At 68.3% G+C, this 20,653-nt stretch carries 11 protein-coding genes; 6 read left to right on the top strand and 5 right to left on the bottom strand.

The annotated features are described in order from the left end of the window. Window positions 1-99: 99 nt before the first annotated feature. The 3 genes from AC5P5M_RS14555 to AC5P5M_RS14545 all read left to right on the top strand — a co-directional run bounded on the left by AC5P5M_RS14555 (window position 100) and on the right by AC5P5M_RS14545 (window position 6,659). Window positions 100-489, top strand: a complete 390-nt coding sequence (locus AC5P5M_RS14555) for an I78 family peptidase inhibitor (RefSeq protein WP_053515984.1) — start codon at window positions 100-102, stop codon at window positions 487-489. 174 nt (window positions 490-663) lie between these two features. Then, a complete protein-coding gene (gltB, locus tag AC5P5M_RS14550; protein WP_065174109.1) occupies window positions 664-5,118 on the top strand; it encodes a glutamate synthase large subunit in 4,455 nt (1,484 codons plus the stop codon). A gap of 95 nt (window positions 5,119-5,213) precedes the next feature. Next, window positions 5,214-6,659 carry an FAD-dependent oxidoreductase gene (locus tag AC5P5M_RS14545; protein WP_065182099.1) on the top strand — a complete coding sequence of 482 codons (1,446 nt, stop codon included), beginning with the start codon at window positions 5,214-5,216 and terminating at the stop codon, window positions 6,657-6,659. Here the strand turns inward: AC5P5M_RS14545 and AC5P5M_RS14540 are convergent. After that, window positions 6,645-9,014 (bottom strand): ATP-binding protein, encoded by a 2,370-nt coding sequence (locus tag AC5P5M_RS14540; protein ID WP_495206068.1) that lies wholly within the window; start codon window positions 9,012-9,014, stop codon window positions 6,645-6,647. The two genes, AC5P5M_RS14545 and AC5P5M_RS14540, sit on opposite strands and share 15 nt — an antisense overlap. Before the next feature lie 260 nt (window positions 9,015-9,274). On the opposite strand from AC5P5M_RS14540, the gene AC5P5M_RS14535 reads away from it, so the two are divergent. Then, entirely contained in the window at window positions 9,275-10,150 is an 876-nt protein-coding gene (locus AC5P5M_RS14535) for a methylglyoxal synthase (RefSeq protein WP_065174107.1), read from the top strand. A gap of 92 nt (window positions 10,151-10,242) precedes the next feature. Here the strand turns inward: AC5P5M_RS14535 and adhP are convergent, their stop codons facing one another. The 3 genes from adhP to AC5P5M_RS14520 all read right to left on the bottom strand — a co-directional run bounded on the left by adhP (window position 10,243) and on the right by AC5P5M_RS14520 (window position 13,010). After that, window positions 10,243-11,271 (bottom strand): alcohol dehydrogenase AdhP, encoded by a 1,029-nt coding sequence (gene adhP, locus AC5P5M_RS14530; protein WP_495206067.1) that lies wholly within the window; start codon window positions 11,269-11,271, stop codon window positions 10,243-10,245. Between the two features lie 94 nt (window positions 11,272-11,365). Then, window positions 11,366-12,004 (bottom strand): bifunctional 4-hydroxy-2-oxoglutarate aldolase/2-dehydro-3-deoxy-phosphogluconate aldolase, encoded by a 639-nt coding sequence (eda, locus tag AC5P5M_RS14525; RefSeq protein WP_065174105.1) that lies wholly within the window; start codon window positions 12,002-12,004, stop codon window positions 11,366-11,368. After that, window positions 11,991-13,010 (bottom strand): sugar kinase, encoded by a 1,020-nt coding sequence (locus AC5P5M_RS14520; RefSeq protein WP_495206066.1) that lies wholly within the window; start codon window positions 13,008-13,010, stop codon window positions 11,991-11,993. Before AC5P5M_RS14520 ends, eda begins: the two co-directional genes overlap by 14 nt. A 285-nt stretch (window positions 13,011-13,295) precedes the next feature. Here AC5P5M_RS14520 and AC5P5M_RS14515 point away from each other — a divergent pair, with 285 nt between their 5' ends. Beyond that, window positions 13,296-16,061, top strand: coding sequence for a TonB-dependent receptor (locus AC5P5M_RS14515; protein WP_053515999.1), 2,766 nt, complete (start codon window positions 13,296-13,298; stop codon window positions 16,059-16,061). A gap of 137 nt (window positions 16,062-16,198) precedes the next feature. Next, on the top strand, window positions 16,199-19,999 hold the full coding sequence (locus AC5P5M_RS14510; protein ID WP_495206065.1) for a LamG-like jellyroll fold domain-containing protein: 3,801 nt from the start codon (window positions 16,199-16,201) through the stop codon (window positions 19,997-19,999). Window positions 20,000-20,018: 19 nt separating this feature from the next. Here AC5P5M_RS14510 and AC5P5M_RS14505 read toward each other — a convergent pair whose 3' ends face one another. After that, the gene (locus AC5P5M_RS14505) at window positions 20,019-20,606 is read right to left on the bottom strand and encodes a cysteine dioxygenase family protein (protein WP_053516003.1); all 588 of its coding nucleotides are present in this window, start codon (window positions 20,604-20,606) and stop codon (window positions 20,019-20,021) included. Between the last annotated feature and the right edge of the window lie 47 nt (window positions 20,607-20,653).

The following is a 20,653-nucleotide window of genomic DNA, read 5'->3' as shown; positions in this document are numbered from 1 at the left end:
GCGATCGACATGACGCGGCCGCGTCAATAACGCAAGACAAACACGTGAGGATGGGTTCGCGGCTATGCTCCGGCTTTCACAGTCCCTTCCGGAGTCATGATGTCGTTCCCGATTCGCGCCCGTTCGCTCTCCGCCCTGCTGCTGCCGGCCGTGCTGGCCTTGTCCGCCTGCCAGGCGCCGGCGCTGGATGAACAGGATTCGGCCACGGCCCACGCCCAGCAGGCCGCCGAAGCCGCCAAGGCACCGGCCGATGAAGCCGGCAAGGCCACCGAGGCACCGCCGGTGGGCACCTGCGACGCCAGCCAGGTACAGAGCCTGGTCGGCCAGGCCTACACCGATGCGCTGGGCAAGCAGGCCCAGGAAGATGCCGGTGCTCAGCAGGTGCGCGTGCTGCACCCCAATGACGCGACCACGATGGAGTTCCTGGGCGACCGCCTGAACATCGAAGTGGACGCCAAGGACGTGGTCAGCGGCGTCCGCTGCGGCTGATCCCGGCCCGCGCCGGCGGATCACCGCCGGCGCTTTCCGTTGCACCTGCAACCGTGTATTGCGGCGTTGCAGCAACCTGTGCTTTATTCGAGGCATCCGGTGGCCTCACGATGCGCTCCAGGGATTGGGCGGGCTTGAGTGTCCCCGCTCATTTCATTCCGCATCGAGGTAGAGATGGCCCCCCGCAACCGCCAAGGGCTTTACGACCCGCGCTCCGAGCGCGATGCCTGTGGATTCGGCATGGTCGCGCAGCTCGACGACCAGCCGTCGCGCCTGCTGGTGGATACCGCCATCGCCGCGCTTTCGCGGATGACCCATCGCGGCGGCGTCGCCGCTGACGGGCTCACCGGTGATGGCTGCGGGCTGCTGCTGCGTCGCCCCGATGCATTCCTGAAACTGCTGGCCAGCGAAGCGGGCATCACCGTGGCCACCCGCTTCGCGGCGGGCCTGGTGTTCCTTCCGCACGACGCCGACGCCGCGCAGGCCTGCCGGACGCAGCTGCAGGTGCAGCTTGAAGCGGTAGGCTGCCGCGTGGCGGGCTGGCGCGAGGTTCCCATCGACGACAGTGTCTGCGGCCAGCTCGCGCGCGATACGCTGCCGCGCATCGAGCAGGTGTTCGTCGATGCCGGTGTCGGCCAGGACGGCACCGGCTTCGCCCTGGCGCTGTACCTCGCACGCCGTCGCAGCGAGCAGCAGCTGCGCGACCATGGCGATTTCTACGTCACCACGCTCACCCCGGATGCGATCAGCTACAAGGGCATGGTCCTGCCGGACAAGCTCAGCCGCTTCTATCCGGACCTGCAGCGGCGCGAGCTGGCCTCCAGCGCGATCGTGTTCCACCAGCGCTTCTCCACCAACACGCTGCCGCGCTGGCCGCTGGCACATCCGTTCCGCCTGCTCGCGCACAACGGCGAGATCAACACCATCGAGGGCAACCGTCGCTGGGCGCAGGCGCGCAGCAAGGTCTGGAAGACACCGCGCTTCGACATCGCCGAGTTCGATCCGGTGATCTCCATGCATGGCTCGGACTCGCAGAGCCTGGACAACATGCTGGAACTGATGGTCGCCGGCGGCATGGAATTGATCCAGGCGCTGCGCATCCTGGTGCCACCGGCGACGCAGTCGCTGGAGTTCAAGGATCCGGATCTGGCCGCGTTCTACGAGTTCCATGGCCTCAACAGCGAGCCCTGGGACGGCCCGGCCGGCATCGTCGCCTGCGACAGCCGCTATGCGGTGTGTACGCTGGACCGCAACGGCCTGCGCCCGGCGCGCTGGATGCTGACCGCCGACCGCCACTTCCTGGTCGCCTCCGAAGCGGGCGTGTGGGAAGTGCCGACCGAGCGCGTGGTACGCAAGGGCAAGCTCGGCCCCGGTGAAATGGTGGCCATCGATCTCAAGCGCGGCGACCTGCTCGATTCGGACGCGGTGGACCGCATCAACCGCGGCCGCGCACCGTACAAGCAGTGGCTGCAGCAGGGCGTGACCTACCTGCAGACCGAACTGATCGATCCTTCGCTGGTGGAGGAGCCCTTCGACGAGGGCACCCTGCGCAGTTACCACAAGCTGTACCAGCTCAGCAGCGAGGAGGTGGAGCAGGTGCTGCGGCCGCTGGCCGAGACCGAGCAGGAAGCCACCGGCTCGATGGGCGATGACACGCCGATGGCGGTACTGAGCCAGCGCAGCCGGCCGCTGTACGACTACTTCCGGCAGGCATTCGCGCAGGTCACCAATCCGCCGATCGATCCGCTGCGCGAAGACTGCGCCATGTCCCTGTCCACCCAGCTCGGCAAGGAGACCAACATCTTCCATGCCGGCCCGGAGACGGTGAACCACGTCATCCTCAACTCGCCGGTACTCAGCCAACGCAAGCTGCGCCAGCTGCTGAAGATGGACCAGTACCTGCAGGCCAACCGCCTGCTCGACCTGTCCTACAGCGAGGAAGAAGGGCTGCGCAACGGCATCGAGCGCATCTGTGCGGAGGCCGAACGCGCCGCACGCGAAGGCATGGTGATGCTGCTGCTGTCCGACCGCTATCCGGTGGCCGGGCGACCGATGGTGCACGCCCTGCTGGCCACCAGTGCGGTGCATCATCACCTCTCGCGGCTGGGGCTGCGCTGCGACGTCAACCTGATCGTCGAGACCGGCACTGCGCGCGACCCGCACCATATGGCCTGCCTGCTCGGCTTCGGGGCCACTGCGGTGTACCCGTATCTTGCCTACCAGACCCTGTTCGACCTCGGCCGGCGCGGCATCCTCAAGCTCAGCAAGGGCGGTGAGCAGTCGCAGATCGGCCGCCGCTACCGCAAGGGCGTCTACAAGGGCCTGTCGAAAATCATCTCGAAGATGGGCATCTGTACCGTGGCCAGCTACCGCGGCGCGCAGCTGTTCGAGATCATCGGCCTGGAGCCGGAAGTGGTCGCGCTGTGCTTCCCCGACACCGCCTCGCGCATCGGCGGCGCCGGCTTCGCGCGGCTGGATGCCGATGCGCGCGAACTGTGCGCGCAGGCCTGGGATGCACAGCAGGATGTCGATGTCGGCGGCCTGCTGAAGTACGTGCACGGCGGCGAGTACCACATGTACAACCCCGACGTGGTCACCACCCTGCAGCGCGCGGCGCGCAGTGGTGATGCCCGCGCCTGGCAGCAGTACTGCGATGCCGTGCATGCCCGGCCGCCATCGGCGTTGCGTGACCTGCTTCAGCTGGTGCCGGCGCCGGCACCCACGCCGCTGGACGAGGTGGCGCCGGCCAGCGAACTGTTCCCGCGCTTCGATACCGCTGCGATCAGCCTCGGCGCGCTGTCGCCGGAAGCACATGAGGCGCTGGCCATCGCGATGAACCGCCTCGGCGGCCGCAGCAATTCCGGCGAAGGTGGCGAAGACCCGGCCCGCTACGGCACCCCACGGCGCAGCAAGATCAAGCAGGTGGCGTCGGGTCGCTTCGGTGTCACCGCCGAGTATCTGGTCAATGCCGAGGTGCTGCAGATCAAGGTCGCGCAGGGCGCCAAGCCCGGCGAAGGCGGCCAGCTGCCGGGGCACAAGGTCAACGAGCTGATCGCCCGCCTGCGCTACGCGCGGCCGGGCATCGGCCTGATCTCGCCGCCACCGCACCACGACATCTATTCCATCGAGGACCTGGCGCAGCTCATCTACGATCTCAAGCAGGTCAACCCGACCGCGCTGGTATCGGTGAAGCTGGTCAGCCATGCCGGCGTCGGCACCATCGCCGCCGGCGTGGTCAAGGCCGGCGCGGACCTGATCACCATCTCCGGCCACGACGGCGGCACCGGTGCCTCGCCGGTCAGTTCGATCCGCTACGCCGGTGTGCCGTGGGAACTGGGCGTGGCCGAAGCGCACCAGGCGCTGCTGGCCAACGACCTGCGCGGGCGCACCCTGCTGCAGACCGATGGTGGCCTGAAGACCGGCCTGGACGTGGTCAAGGCTGCGCTGCTGGGTGCGGACAGCTTCGGCTTCGGCACCGCGCCGATGATCGTGCTGGGCTGCAAGTACCTGCGCATCTGCCACCTCAACAACTGTGCCACCGGCGTGGCCACCCAGGACGAACGCCTGCGCGAGAACCACTTCACCGGCCAGCCCGAGCGCGTGGAGAATTTCTTCCGCCTGCTGGCCGAGGAAGTGCGTGGCTGGCTGTCGTACCTGGGCGCGCGTTCGCTGGAGGAGATCGTCGGCCGCACCGACCTGCTGCGGCAGATCGAGGCCGCACCGCGCGACGGCGTGCGCGTGGACCTGTCGCGCCTGCTGGCAGATGCGCGTTACGAAGGCAGCCACTGCGCGGCGCAGCGCCTGTACGAATCGCCGGACAGCCTGGCCACGCAGATGGATGGCCTGCTGGCGGACGCGATCGAACAGCGCAGGGGGGGCGAACATCGCTTCCTGATCCACAACACCGACCGCAGCATCGGCACCCGCCTGGCCGGCGCGGTGGCGCGCGCGCACGGCAACCAGGGCATGGCCGACGCCCCCCTGGAGCTGCGCTTCCGTGGCAGCGCCGGGCAGAGCTTCGGCGCCTTCAATGTCGGCGGCCTGCATCTGGAAGTGGAGGGCGAAGCCAACGACTACGTCGGCAAAGGCATGGCCGGCGGCCGCCTGGTGGTACGTCCGCCGCGCGGCGCGCGGTTCGAGGCGCGCAGCACTGCGATCATCGGCAACACCTGCCTGTATGGCGCCACCGGTGGCGAGCTGTTCGCCGCCGGACGTGCCGGCGAGCGCTTCGCGGTTCGCAATTCCGGTGCGCTCGCGGTCGTGGAAGGCGCCGGCGATCACTGCTGCGAGTACATGACCGACGGCGTGGTGCTGGTGCTGGGCAAGGTCGGCCTGAACTTCGGTGCCGGCTTCACCGGGGGGCTGGCCTACGTGCTGGATGTGGACCGCGACTTCGTGGACCGTTACAACCACGAGCTGATCGACATCCATCGCGTGTCCGCCGAAGGCTTCGAGAACTACCGCCAGCACCTGCACCGCCTGATCGGCCGCCATCGCGAACTGACCGGCAGCATCTGGGCGCAGCAGATCCTGGACGAGTTCCGCGATTACATCGGCAAGTTCTGGCTGGTCAAACCGAAGGCCGCCAGCATCGAATCGCTGACCGAGACCCTTCGACGCGCGGCGTAAGCGCCTCCGGCGCGTCGCCCGCAACCGGCGCGCGCCTGCTCCCTCACCGCAGTAGTGCCGGCCTCTGGCCGGCCATCGAAATCACAGAGCCCGCCATGAGCCGCAAGCACGCCTTCCAGTTCCTCGATCTGCCCCGCACCATGCCGCAGCGCATTCCGGTTGAACTGCGCACCTCCGGCGACTGGGGCGAGCTGTACGGAAAGTTCGGCAAGGAGGATGCGCAGTACCAGGCCGGGCGCTGCCTGGACTGCGGCAACCCTTACTGCAGCTGGAAATGCCCGGTACACAACGCCATTCCACAGTGGCTGCAGCTGGTGCAGGAGAACCGCATCCACGAGGCCGCCACGCTGTGCCACAGCACCAACCCGCTGCCGGAAGTGTGCGGCCGGGTCTGCCCGCAGGATCGCCTGTGCGAAGGCAGCTGCACCCTGGAGGAATTCGGTGCGGTGACCATCGGTGCGGTGGAGAAGTACATCGTCGATACAGCACTCGCCAGCGGCTGGCGTCCGGACCTGGGTGCCGTGCAGCCCACCGGCCACAGCGTGGCGGTGATCGGTGCCGGTCCGGCGGGTCTGGCCTGTGCCGATCGCCTGGCCCGGGCCGGCATCACCGCCGTGGTGTACGACCGCTACGAGCAGATCGGCGGCCTGCTGCAGTTCGGCATCCCCAGCTTCAAGCTGGACAAGGACGTCATCCATCGTCGCCGCGAGGTGCTCGAAGGGATGGGCGTGCAGTTCCGCCTGGGCGTGGAGATCGGCCGCGACATCAGCGTGCAGCAGCTGCTGGACAGCCACGACGCGGTGTTCGTCGGCACCGGGGCCTACCGCTACACCGACGGCGGCCTGCCGGGCCAGGACCTGAAGGGGGTGCTGCCGGCCCTGCCGTTCCTGGTGCAGAACAGCCGCATCGTCGGCGGCGATGACCCGCAGGGTCGACCGATCGCCGGCTGGGAGGACCAGATCGCCCTGCCCGACCTCAACGGCAAGCGCGTGGTCGTGCTCGGCGGCGGCGACACCGGCATGGACTGCGTGCGCAGCGCGGTGCGGCTCGGCGCGGCCAAGGTCACCTGCGCGTACCGTCGCGACGAGGCCAACATGCCCGGCAGCGCGCGTGAAGTCGCCAATGCGCGCGAGGAAGGCGTGCGCTTCCTGTTCAACCGGCAGCCGCTGTCCATCGAGGCCGGCGCCGACGACGAAGCGATCGGCGTGACCGTGGTTGAAACCCGGTTGGGTGAGGCCGACGCCCAGGGACGCCGCAACGCGGTGCCGATCGAGGGCAGCGAGTCGCTGCTGGAGGCGGACGTGGTCATCATCGCCTTTGGTTTCGCGCCGAGCGTTCCGGCCTGGCTGGCCGAACACGGTGTGCAGGGCCAGGCGAACGGTCGCATCGTTGCCGGCGGCAAGGACCGGCTGCCCTTCCAGACCGCGCATCCGCGCCTGTTCGCCGGCGGTGATGCGGTACGCGGCGCCGACCTGGTGGTAACCGCTGTGGCTGAAGGCCGCGACGCCGCTGCCAGCATCGTCCGTCTACTGTCCAACTGAGCCGGGTTCCATTGCCGGCAGTACGTCGGCCAGCGTCGCGCGCAACCCCTGGGTGTCGACCGGCTTGGCCAGGAACCGGTCGATGCCGGCGGCACGACAGGCCTCGCGCGTGCTCTCCAGCACGCTGGCCGTCAGCGCGATGATCGGCACCCGTGCACGCGAAGGACAGGGGTCTTCGCGGATCGCACGCGCCAGCGCGAACCCGTCCATGCCGGGCATGTGGCAATCGGTAACGACAACATCGAAGCCCTGCGCCCGCCATGCCGCCAGCGCCTGCAGGCCATCGGCGGTGGCGTGCACCTGCAGGCCCAGCTCGCGCAGCCGCTGCACCAGCAGTTGCAGGTTGGTCGGGTGGTCCTCGGCCACCAGCACCCGTGCCGCAGGCAGTCGCGCGACCACCTCGGCCATGGCCGGCACCGCCTCCAGTGGCGCCAGGCAGCTGGCGAACTCCAGGTCGAACCAGATGCGCGTGCCCTTGCCCGGCGAGCTTTGCAGCTGCAGCTCGCCGCCCATCGAGGCCACCAGGTCCCGGCAGATGGCCAGGCCCAGGCCGCTGCCGCCGAACCGGCGCCCCGTCGACGGCTCGGCCTGGGTGTAATCGGCGAACACGGCCTGCTGCCGCTCGGGACTGATGCCTACGCCACTGTCGCTCACCTGCAGGCGCAGGCATTGTCCTGCCGCCTGCGTCCGCAGCACCCGCAGCCGCAGTTCCACACCGCCGTGCAGGGTGAACTTCAGTGCGTTGCCCACCAGGTTGAACAGGACCTGGCGCACGCGCAGGCCATCGGCCAGCAGCCACCGCTGCAGCGCAGGATCAAGCACGCACCGCAGGTGCAACGCACGGCTGGCCGCCATCGGTGCCAGCAGCTGCTGCACGGCCGTGGCCAGCGCACCCATGTCGGTGGCACGCAGCTGCAACGGCAGCGCCTGCAACCGATGACTGTCGAGCACATCATCGAGAATCTGCCGCAGCATCTGCGCGGCCACATCGACGGTGGACAGGACCTGCCGCTGGCACGGGTCCAGGGGGCTGTCCGCCAGGCATTCGAGCATGCCCAGCAGCGTGCTCATCGGTGTGCGGATCTGGTGGCTCATGGTGGCCAGGAAGTGCGTCTTCGCCGCTGCAGTCTCTTCGGCCTGATGGCGTGCCCCGGCCAGGGCACGGGTGCGTGCCTGCGCCTGGCTGACGTCCATCCAGTAGCCACTCCACTCGATGTCGTCGCTCTCGCCCGGCAACGGCCTGCCATGCGAACGGATCCAGCGCCAGCCATGGGGACCCAGCGTGCGGAAGGTGATGTCGATCGGCGCACGGGCCCGCGCTGCGGCTTCCAGATGATCCAGCACCGGCTTGCGATCGTCGACATGCACCGCCGCCATGAGCCGGCGATGGTCCAGCCGCACACTGTCCAGGCTCATGCCGAACAGCGACTGCACGTCGCCGGCGACCAGCGGCAGGCTGTAGTCGCCCTCGCCGCTGCGGCGCGCCCGGTAGACCACCGCAGGCAGGTTGGCGGTCACTTCCTGCAGCCGCTGTTCCAGCGCGCGGCGCTGGCTGCTTTCGCGATGCAGCCTCCAGTAGCCGAAGGCATACACCAGGATCAGCGCCAGCGCGACCAGCAGCACCGGCACCAGCCAGCGCAACGGCGACCGTGCGGGCGGCGCGCGTGCTCCGCTGGGCGCCCACGTCGCACGGAGCGCGTCGCGCTGCGCGTCGTCCAGTTCCTGCAGCACGGTGTCGAAGGCGGCGACGGTGGCCGCACAGGCCGGCGCAGCCGCCAGCACCCAGGCATCATCGAAGCCGGCCGGCGCGGCGATCACCAGGGCATCGCTGCCGGGCCTGCGCAATGCGGCTTCCACTTCGCCCAACGTGGCAACCACCGCGTCCACCTGGCCGATGGCCAGCAGCTGCAGCGCATGATCGAGCGCGTCGACCTGCAGCAGCCATGCGCCCGGCGCCTGCTCACGCAGGTGGGCCGCCAGTGGCACCGTGTCGAGGCTGGCGACGCGGCGGCCGCGCAGACCGCCCAGTCCCTGCAGTGGCGTGTCGTTGCGACGGCGCACGATCACCTGTGACAGCTGCAGGTAGGGCCTGCTCACGACCCAGCCGTCGGGCACCTGCTCGCGCGGCCATCCCAGCACGGCCTGGGTACCGGCCGGCAGCGCCCCGGCCGCCCCGGCCGCGCCGGCCGCGGCGGGAAGCGGATGTGGACGCAGCGCGATCTGCTCGCCCAGCCGCCGCAGGTAGTCGGCAACCAGGCCGCCGGGCTGGCCCTGCGCGCTGAAGGACAGTGGCGGGCGGTCACTGGGCCAGGCCACGACCAGGGGCATGTCGCACCCGTCGGCACGCGTGATCATGGGCCACAGCAACAGGGCAGGCAGCACGATGCGGGATCGCAGCCACGGGCAGGAGCGTGCAATGGATGCGGCCGCAGGGCCGGCGGCATTCACGATGGGCATCCTCGAATCGCAGGCGGAGACGACGGCCGCGCAGCGGTACCGCTCTGCCTGCCACGCTAGCGACGCACGGCACAGCAACAATGAGGAAAGTTGCAAAGCGCGCAGAATTGGCCATTCGCGACATAAACTGCCGCTTCTACCAGCCCACGGAGCGTTCGATGCGTATCGGCCTGGCCGCCAACCGGCTCCACCACCAGGATGCGCGCGCCGCCCTGTTCCGCTGGCTGCGTGCCTGCGAACCGGGCCTGCGCGAACTGGGCATAACGCTGCACGCTGTCGGCCGCACCCATGATGCGATCGGGCGCCACGGCTTCCTCGACGGCTATGCCGGCCTCCATCGCTATCCCTACGGCCGCGAGGGCGGGCTGATGAAGCTGGTCGCCGAGGTGGTCGGCATGGGCCCGCAGCGCACGCTCGACGGTGCCATCTATCTGATCGATCCGGTCGATCCGTCCTCGGTGTTTCCCGAAGCGACCGCGCTCAAGCGGCAGTGCGTGATCCACGGCAAACCTTTCATTTCCACGGTAGCCACCGCACGCGACTGGATCGAGGTGGAGCGCGTGCACGCCGGCCTGCAGGCCGACGCCGGTGCCGACGATCTGCATGCCTTCGGTACCCAGACCCTGGCACTGATCGCGCATGATGCGATGAAGCCGGCGATGCTCGCCTTCGCCGACGAGCACTTCGACGTGCTGGCACGCTTCGGCGAGCGGGTGGCGACCGGGACCACCGGTCAGCGCCTCAACGAGCTGGCATGGAGCCGCGGCTGGCCCAGCGACACGCCCTGGGTGACGCGCTACCAGAGCGGACCGATGGGCGGCGATGCGCAGATCGCCGACCGCGTGCTGGAGGGCCGTTGCCAGCGCGCCATCTTCTTCGAGGACCCGCACGTGGCACGCCAGCACGAGGCAGACATCCAGCTGCTGGAACGCGCGGTGACCACGGTGACCGACCAGGCGGTGTGCATCACGGCTCCGGTGGTGGCAGCGCGCTGGGCGACGGCTGCCGCCCGGCGCGCTGGGTCACAGCGCTGACCACCTGCGCAGCTACGCCGGGCGCGCATCGATCGGCATGACCGCCGCACCCGTGGGAGAGGGTGCCGGGCCGCGGCGGCCATGCACGGGTGTCAGGCGGCCATGTTCAGTACCACGCGCCCGTCGATGGTGCCCGCGCGCATGCGGGCGAACACCTCGTTGATGTTTTCCAGGCGGTCGGTGCTGACCGTGGCCGCCACCTTGCCCTCGGCGGCGAACTGCAGCGACTCCTGCAGATCCAGCCGCGTGCCGACGATCGAACCGCGCACCGTCACACCATTGAGGACCATGCCGAAGATGTCCAGCGGGAAGTTGCCCGGTGGCAGTCCGTTGAGCGAGACCGTGCCGCCCCGCCGGACCATGCCCAGCGCCTGCTCGAAGGCCTTGGGCGATACCGCGGTGACCAGCGCCCCGTGTGCGCCACCGATCTCCTTCTTCAGGAATGCTGCCGGATCGGTCGTGCGCGCGTTGACCGTGACCTGCGCGCCCAGCCGCCGCGCGAGTGCCAGCTTGCTGTCCTCCACGTCGATGGCAGCCACGTTCAGGCCCATCGCACGCGCGTACTGCACCGCCATGTGGCCCAGGCCACCGATGCCGGAGATCGCCACCCAGTCACCGGGCTTCGTGTCCGTCACCTTCAGGCCCTTGTAGACCGTCACGCCGGCGCACAGCACCGGCGCGATCTCGACGAAGCCCACCTCCTTCGGAAGCAGGCCGACATAGTTGGCATCGGCCAGTGCGAACTCGGCGAAGCCGCCGTTGACCGAGTAGCCGGTGTTGCGCTGCGTCTCGCACAGCGTTTCCCAGCCGCCCAGGCAGTGTTCGCAATGGCCACACGCCGAGTACAACCAGGGGATGCCGACCCTGTCGCCTTCCTTGACATGCCCGACCCCGCCGCCCACGGCCACGATGTGCCCCACGCCCTCGTGGCCGGGGATGAACGGCGGGTCCGGTTTCACCGGCCAGTCGCCCTCGGCGGCGTGCAGGTCGGTGTGGCAGACACCGCAGGCTTCGATCCTGACCAGCACCTCGCCCGCCCCCGGGCGTGGTACCGGAACTTCCTCGATGACCAGTGGGCTGCCGAACTCGCGAACGACAGCGGCCTTCATGGTTCTGTTCATGGGTTTTCCTCCGTCGTGCGCTTGCAGACAGAGTGACGCCGGCACGAGGCCGGCGCTTTGATCCCGATCAAATCCTGGAAGATTGCCTGCCGGTTCAGCCCGCCAGCACGGACGCCTCGCGTGCCAGGCGTTCGATCGCGCCCCAGTCGCGGGTCTGCAGCAAGGCCGCCGTGGTCAGCCATGAACCGCCCACGCACAGCACGTTCGGCAGGTGCAGGAACTGCGCCGCGGTCTGGGCACTGATGCCACCGGTCGGGCAGAAGCGCACGTCGGCGAAGGGGCCGTGCCAGGCCGCCAGCAGTGCCGCGCCGCCGGCCTGCACCGCGGGGAAGAACTTGAAGGTATCCAGGCCATGCTCGAGGCCAAGGATCAGCTCGGACCCCGTGGCCACGCCCGGCAGATACGGCAGGTCGGCATCGCGCGCGGCCGCGTACAGCGTCGGCGTTGCGCCCGGCGACACCGCGAAGCGCGCACCTGCGGCCCTGGCCGCCTCCATCTGCGCGGGCGTCAGCACCGTTCCGGCCCCCACCACCGCGTCGGGTACGGCCTCGACCATTGCCCGGATGGCATCCATCGCACGGGGTGTGCGCAGGGTGACCTCGATCACCGGCAGACCGCCCCGGAACAGCGCCTGCGCCACCTGCACGGCATCGTCGACATCATCGGGGGTGAACACCGGAATCACCGGTGCCAGTTTCAGTACCGCGCGAACGCGCGGATCAGCGCCGGACATCGAATCGCTCCTCGCCCATCTGGGCCAGCACGTCAGCTTCGCTGACAGGATTGAAATCGCCGGGGATGGAATGCTTCAGTCCGCCGGCAGCCAGGCCGAAACGCACGGTGGCGTCGGCATCGAAGCCTGACAGGATGCCATGCAGGATGCCTGCCGCGAAGGCATCGCCGCCGCCGATGCGATCGATGATGCCGGTCAGCTGCCGCACGGGCGCCTGCGCACGCACGCCCTCGCGGCCCAGCAGCAGGGCGCCCAGCGCATGATGGTCCACGCTCAGCGCCTGCCGTTGCGTGCATGCCAGCCATTGCAGCCGCGGGAACGCGGCGAATGCCGCCGCTGCGGCAGCGTCCACGCGCTCCACGGCGCCGGCCTGGGTAAAGCGCTGGCCCAGGATCACTTCGATATCGCGGTAGTCGGCGAACACGATGTCAGCCTGGTCGAACAGGGCATGCAGGATCGCCTGCACGTCGCCGCCCCAGCGCTGCCACAGCGTGGGCCGGAAATTGCCGTCGAAGGAAACGCGCACGCCACTGGCACGCGCGGCGCATGCCGCCGCCAGCGTCGCCTCGGCCACCTGCGGCCCCAGCGCAGGGCTGACGCCGGACAGGTGCAGCCAGTCCGCGCCCTGCAGCAGCGCCGGCCAGTCATGATCGGCTGCAGTGCTGCGCGCGAAGGCTGAATCGGCCCGGTCGTACACCACCTCGCTGGCACGTTGCACCGCGCCGGTGGTGAGGAAGTACAGGCCCATGCGACCGTCCGCCACCTCGCGCACCGCCCGCGTATCGACGCCATGGCGGCGCAGTTCACCCAGTGCGTGCGCCCCCAGGGCATTGCCGGGCACCGTGCTGACCATGGCCACGTCATGTCCGAATCGGGACAGCGAGACACCCACGTTTGCTTCCGCCCCGCCCACGTGCACCTGCAGCTGCGGCGACTGCAGCAGCAGCTCGCGACCGGGCGCGCCGAGCCGCAGCAGCAGTTCCCCGAAACATACGATACGCCCCATCTCCACTCCTCCCCGCTTGCCGCCAGCATGTGAAACTGCACGGCGTGAATGTGTACCACGCGTCGGCGCGGCGTTTGGCCATCGGTGTCATTCTAGCCTTCCGATGCGCCCCACGCACCCGTAGAAACTGACGGAAGCATTGTCCTGCAAGCCTCTTGGAGACATTTCAGATCTGTTGCGGTGCAAGATGCCGGATCCGGGACGTGCTGCTAACGTCCGCTCTGACCAGCGGTGTCATCACGCTGAAACAGCCGCAGCACCAGACCTTTGGGAGAGGGGAAAGGCATGCAGTCTCGGAACCACCAAAAAAAGACACCGGTTACCTTGCTCGCTATGGCCGTCGGACTGGCCCTGGCGGCCAATGCGACCGCCCAGCAGCAGAGCAGCGCCGCCGGCGCCACGGACCTGGATACGGTCACCGTCACCGGCTACCGCGCCAGCGTGGAGAAGGCGCTGGACATCAAGCGTGGCGAGGCCGGCGTGGTCGACGCCATCGTCGCCGAGGACATCGGCAAGTTCCCGGATCTGAACCTGGCCGAGTCGTTGCAGCGCATCCCGGGTGTGGTCATCACCCGCGAGGCCGGCGAGGGCCGCAACATCTCGGTGCGCGGCCTCGGCCCGGATTTCACCCGCGTGCGCATCAACGGCATGGAGGCGCTGACCACCGTCGGCGCCGGTGATCAGAGCGGTGGTACCAACCGCGGCCGTGGCTTCGACTTCAATGTCTTCGCCTCCGACCTGTTCTCACAGCTGGTGGTGCGCAAGACCGCTTCGGCCGATGTCGAAGAAGGCTCGCTGGGCGCCACCGTCGATCTGCGCACGGCGAGGCCGTTCGACTATGACGGCTTCACCTTCGCCGCCAGCGGCCAGGCCGGCTACAACGCGATGGCGGAGAAGGCCGACCCGCGCATGGCCGCGCTGGTGTCGAACATCTTCGCCGACGGTACGTTCGGCGCCCTGCTGTCGGTGGCCTACTCCGAGCGCCAGGCGCTGGAGGAGGGCTCCAACACGGGCCGCTGGGCCAACGGCCCGAGCAACGGCAACTTCAGTGCCTCGTCCCCGTTCACCGCCGCGCGCAGTGCCGACGTCTACCACCCGCGCTTCCCGCGCTACGTGCAGATGGAACATGAGCAGAAGCGCCTGGGCGTGACCGGTACGCTGCAGTGGAAGCCCAGCGACGCGACCGAGATCTCGCTGGACGCGCTGTACTCGAAAATCGATGCCACCCGCGACGAGCACTACATCGAGGCGATTTCCTTCAGCCGCGGTGCCAACACCAGCCAGCCACGCCTGGCCGGCAAGCCGTCGATGATCGTCAGGAACGGCGTCATCGAGAACAACGCGCTGGTCTACGGCGAGTTCGACAACGTCGACATCCGCAGCGAGAACCGCCACGACGAGTGGAGCACCGAGTTCAAGCAGATCAGCCTCAACGGCCAGCACCGCTTCAGCGACGACTTCACCCTGTCCGGCAAGCTGGGGGTCTCGCGGTCCCGGCATGAGAACCCGGTGCAGACCACCATCATCATGGACAAGTACGACGTCGACGGCTACAGCTACGACTACCGGGGCAACAACCGCTCGCCGATCCTCAACTACGGCATCGATCCCACCGATCCCAACGGCTGGGAACTGGCGGAGATCCGCCTGCGACCGCAGTACGTGGACAATGATTTCGATACCGGCCAGATCGACTTCAACTGGAACATCAGCCCCGGCTTCCGCCTCAAGGGTGGCGTGCTGGCCAAGGATTACACGTTCAAGACCACCGAACTGCGCCGTGGCAGCGAGCTGGCCGTGCCCACCTTCGCCGATGGCAGCAGGATCGTTCCGGTGGACATGACCACGCAGGCCGGCCTGAAGGGCATCAGCGGCAATCCCTCGAACTGGGTGGTGCCGGACCTGGACGCCGTCGCCGATCAGTTCGACATCTACAGCAACAGCGGCATCTACGCCGTCGCACCGCGCGCCAACAACGTGCGCAGCGTGGAAGAGAAGGATCGCGGTGCCTACCTGATGGGTGAGTTCTCCACCGAGATCGGCTCGCTGCCGCTGTCCGGCAACGTCGGCGTACGCTATGTGCGCACCAAGCAGTCCTCCACCGGGCTGTCGACGCTGGCCAGTGGCACCACGTCCACCACCGCCACCCGCACCTACGACGACACCCTGCCCTCGTTCAACCTGGTTGCCGAAGTCACCCCCGATTTCCTGATCCGCCTGGGTGCGGCCAAGGTGATGACCCGACCCGGCCTGGGCAGCCTGACGCCGGGTGCCACTGTGGCCGTGGCTGGTGGCGCACGCACCATCTCCAGCGGCAACCCCAACCTGGATCCGACCCGCGCGACCAATGTCGATCTGAGTTTCGAGTGGTACTTCGCCGAAGGCGCCATGGCCGGCCTTGGCCTGTTCTACAAGGACATCGAAACCTCCGTACAGACGCTGCGCGAGAATCGGCCGTACACCGACAGCGGCCTGCCTGCCGAACTGCTGATCGGCACCGGCGCATCGCCGACCGATGAGTTCACCTTCACCCGTCCGGTCAACACCCCGGGTGGCGAGCTGTTCGGCGCAGAAGCGAACTACACCCAGCCCTTCACCTTCCTGCCGGGCAAGTGGGCCAACCTCGGTCTGCAGCTGAACTACACCTGGGTGGATTCGAAGATCCAGTACATCAACTCGGCCGGTCAGCCGGTGATGAAGAACGATCTGCTGGGCCTGTCCAACACCTCGTGGAATGCGACCCTGTTCTACGAAGGCACCACCTTCTCCGGGCGCATCTCGGCCACCAACCGCGATGACTACCTGACCCAGGTGCCGGGCCAGGAAACCGGCTTCAATCTGGACGGTTACCACGGCATGACCGGTACCACGGTCATCGATGCGTCGGTCCGTTACCGGATCAGTGACCAGCTGGAACTGAGCCTGGAAGGCGTGAACCTGACCAACGAAGCGTCCGATGAGTGGGTGTATTCGCCCGCGACCGGCCGCCTGCCGTTGCAGTACACCGAGACCGGCCGTCAGTTCCTGCTCGGCGTGCGCTACAAGTTCTGAGCAGCGCCGGCGATGCGCCGACCGGTGCATCGCCGTTCGCCACGACCGCTGCTGCGCCGCAAGGTGCCGTGGCGGCGTGGCCTTGCTACGGTCCGGCGGCCCTACGCCGGCTGTCGCCCGTTGAAAGGAAACATCTGATGCCGCATCGCTCGACCCTGTCCCGCTGCCTGCTGCTGGCAGTGGCCCTGGCTGCTGGCCCTGCGACAGCTGCCGATGGCCCAACCCTGCTGTTCCACGTCGACGCCAACCAGGGCCTGCAGGCCACCGTGGCGCACGGCGAGGCGATACCGAACTTCCGCGACAGGGTGGCGGTGGTCGATGACGGTGTACGCGGCAAGGCCATCCAATGGCAGGACGATGGCGTCCTGGCGTGGGATGCGCCGGGCAACATCCTGGCCCAGCGCGGCACCCTGGCCTTCGATTGGCGTGCGCGGTACGCGGTGGGCGAAGCCCCGTTCGTGATCTTCCGCGTCGGCTATGCCGATCACAGCAGCTGGGACATGGCGTGGCTGCGCATCGACTGGAACGGCCACGGTTTCGATGCGTTCGTCACCGATGCCAATCTTGCCCGCACCCGCGTCTCGTTCCGCATGGACACGCCGCCACGCGCGGACCAGTGGCTGCATCTGGCCTTCGCCTGGGACGAGGACCAGGGTGTACGCCTGTTCATCGATGGACGCGAAGTGGCCCGCGCGCAGACCACCGGCGACTACGATGCCGCGCTGGACCAGCTTGGCCTGGCCGGTCGGGTGATGGCACCGTACCAGGTACAGAGCCGTTACAACTTCCTGCGCGGCAGCGATTTCCAGCACATCCGCATCTACGACCGCATGCTCGATGCGCCGGCCGTGGCGGCGCTGGCCCGTGGCGTTACGCCCACCACCGCCGAGGTTCCCGAGGCAGGCCTGCGTGCCTGGCGCCATCGCTTCGGCTGGGACGGCACCGCACCACCGGCGCTGACCGCGCCGACCACCCGCATCCGCAAGGTCGAATTCGCCGACACCCGCGACCTGAAGGCGTGGATGTGGAAGGCCACCGACGGCATCGCCGAGACCACATGGCCCGGCGTCTACAACCGCTCGCGGCTGCCCGGACGCAACGACTACTTCCAGCTGCCGGACTGGAACACCTACGTGGAGGGTGGAAAGCACCTGGACCTGACGCTGCCGGACGGCGAGACGGTCAACCGCATCGAGATCCGCGGCGCGGCCTTCGGCACGCTGGCACATGGCAGCGACGCCGCGCACGCCACCCGCACCCTGTTCACCCGCCCGCGCGGCGTGGTGCGCAGCGTCGATCCGATCCCGTCCCTCGGCGGCGGCGTGCTGCGCTTCAGCAACGTCGAGCAGGAAACGCCGATCCAGGAAATCTGGGCCTACGCCGTGAGCGAGGGCAGCGAGCCGGACGGCACGGTCAAGCAGACCTACACGATCGACAGCCAGGCGCTGCCTGACTACACCAATCTGGATGCCCTGCGCCGCTACATCGACGGTCGCTATCCCGAGGCCGAACGCAGCACGGTGATGGCGCTGCCCAAGGGGGCCGGCTCACGCCGCCGCGATGCCGGTACCCTGCCCGCGCAGCCGCGCCCGATCGTGCACGTGCTCATTCCTTCCGGGGTAGGCGATGCGCCGCCCGACCAGCCGCTGATCCGCAGCTGGGCCTACAGCTGGGAGAACATGCACGACGGCCTGGACGGCGTTGCCATCGATCTTCCCGCGCTGGATCTGGCGGCCACGCATGAAGGCCTGATCCCGCTCAACATCCGCATCAAGGACCCGATCTGGCCGGCGCGCGACATGATCGACGTGTCGGTCTCGGTGCAGCCGGGACAGAAGCGCACCCTGTGGCTGGATCTGCGCGACCGCATCCTCACCCCTGACAGCCTGTGGTTGAGCATCGCCTCGGCCGCGCCCGGCTTCGATGCCCGGGCGCTCGATGGCGCGCAGATCCGGCTGGTGTTCAAGCCGCGCGCCGAAGCGCTGAAGGAGCACGTGGCCGACCGCTTCAACCAGGTGCGCGACAACTGGGGATTCCTGGTGGAGGAGCACACCACCTCCAAACGACAGCGCCTGTATGCGCGCGTCTACGCCGATCTGAGCGACCTGCTGCGGGTCGATCCGGACCACGCACTGGGGCGGCAGTACTGGAACTACATCAGCTACAACAGCCAGGGCCGGCCGCCCTACTCCGCACCGGCGGTGCCCGCCGGTGTGCCGGCCTGGGCCTTCCACCAGGTGCAGGACCTCGCACAGGTGCGTCGCTTCGTCGACTGGTGGATCGACCATCGCCAGGTGCCCTACGGCGACTTCGGCGGCGGCATCTCCGATGATTCCGATCTCACCCAGCAGTGGCCGGGCCTGGCGCTGATGGGCGTGCAGCCGGACCGCCTCAATGCCTCGCTCACCGCCCTGTCCGATGCGGTGTATCGCAATGGCATGTTCAGCAACGGCCTGAGCACCATCGAAACCGATGAGCTGCATGCCTACGAAGAGGGCATCAACACCAACAGCGCGATGCTGTACCTCAACTGGGGCGATCCGCTGACGCTGGAACGGCTGATGGAGACGGTCAAGGCATTCGACGAGCGGATCATCCTGCCCAATCCGCAGGGACACCTGCTGTTCTCCAGCAACTGGTTCGGCGGCAACAGGATCTACCGCGAACCGAACTGGCAATGGCAGAAGCCGTATTCGTTCCCGGTGCTGCACCCCGCGTTCCTGCTGGGCCAGTACAACGCCGATCCGACCGGGCGCCGGCTGGTGACCGGCCTGGCCGACAGCTACCTCGCCCATGCCGGCACGGACGCGAAAGGACGCTTCACCCTGCCCAACGAGATCCACTGGGCCACCGGCGCCACCCGCGGCGGTGAACTCAACGACGGTTCCGGCGGCGGCGACACGCTGCATACCTTCTGGGCCGCCTGGCGCTGGACCGGCGATACGAAGTACCTGCAGGCGCTGGACTATCGCGTGGCACGCGGGGGACCGGGCGCGCTGGCCAATCTCGGCGAGAACATCGTCGAGGTGCTGGGACGCCAGCAGGACTGGTATCCGCAGCTGACTGCCGAAGCCGACGCCGGAAAGACCGGTTTCGCCAGCCTGATGGCCTGGCAGGCCAGTGGTGACCTGAAGTACATCGATGCACTGCATGCCGAAGGACTGCAGGCGAAGGTGCTGCGGGCCTACATGAACACCGAGGGCCACTGGTGGTCCGATCGCGTGGAAGCACCCAGCGAGTTCCTGCAGCGTGCCCGGCTGGGGGGCATCGCGCTCAAGCGCAACCAGAGCTGGCCCGGGCATACGGTCAGCTGGCGCTTCGATCGCGACGGTGCCGCCGAACAGGTTGCACTGCTGGTGCATGCGCCCTCGCGCGAGCGCTTCACCATCACCAGCCACAATCTGGGTAACCGCACCATCAGTGCCGACATGACCGGCTGGAACGTTGCCAGCGGCACGTGGCGCATCCGTGCCGGCGTGGATGCCGATGGAGATGGACGCATCGATGGCACGCCGACGGAGCGCACGGTGCGGCTGGAAACCAGCAGCGCGGTGCCGATGCAGTTCCGTCCCGGGCGCACGGAACTGTTCGAGTTCGAGCGCGTCGTCGCCGGCAGCCCGGTGGAAACACGCGCCGACCTGGGCGTCGGCCGCGGTGATGTGCAGGTGGACGGCCAGCGTGTGCGGGTGACCGTGCACAGCCTGGGCCACGTGGCCACCGGCGCGGGCGTGGCGATCCTGGAAGACACCACGGGCCGTGAGATCGCGCGTGCCGATGTGCCCGCGATGGCGGCACCCGATGACCTGGAACCGAAGACCGCCCACGTGACACTGATGATCCCCGCCGGTCATCGGGGTGGCCTGCGAGTGCGCGTGGCCCTCGCTGACGGTGGCGAGGAAGTGACCCTGCTCAACAACGTCGTGGACGTGCCGCGCTGAACGCGGCGGCCGGCGCGGGCTATGCCGCGTCGGTCTCCATCCGCTTCACCCGTCGCTGGTACCAGTCATCGCCCAGCGGCTCGAACACCGCGCTGCGCTCCATCACGCCCTGGTAGACGTGCAGCGACACGGCCACGTCGGCATCGCTGGCATTGCGCAGCGTGTGGTATTCATGCGGGGGAATCAGGCTGCCGGCGCTGCCGCGCTGGCCGTACAGCGTCGGCTGCGCGGCAAAGCGGTGGCGAGTGCCCTTCCGCTCCAGCAGCGCATACGGCGTGACCAGCAGTTCGCCCTGCCAGACGCCTTCCACGCACCACATCGCATCGTGATCGTGCAGCGGCGTACCCTGCCCCGGGCCCCAACACATGGCGATGACGCTGTACCCCAGGGTCCGGCTGCGGTGCAGTTCACGACGTGCGTAGTGACCACGCACCGGTCGCCGTACACACGGCGGCAGCTGTATCGAAGGATCGGTGATGGCATCACGCAGCACGCGCTGCAGGCCCTCGGTGATCGCGTGCGGATCCGCCAGTGCTACCGCACCATCAATGGCGGCAAGCAGGCGCTCCCGGCCGGCGAACGGCAGTGGCGTGAACGTGTCTCCCATGACCCGACTCTAGCCGAGCGGAGTTAACAGAATGTTTGTGCTGCGGT

The organism is Stenotrophomonas sp. YJH_SMC_106-19, from assembly GCF_059368375.1.
The sequence above is the reverse complement of the archived record's forward strand: the minus strand, read 5'-3'. Positions and strand labels throughout refer to the sequence as shown.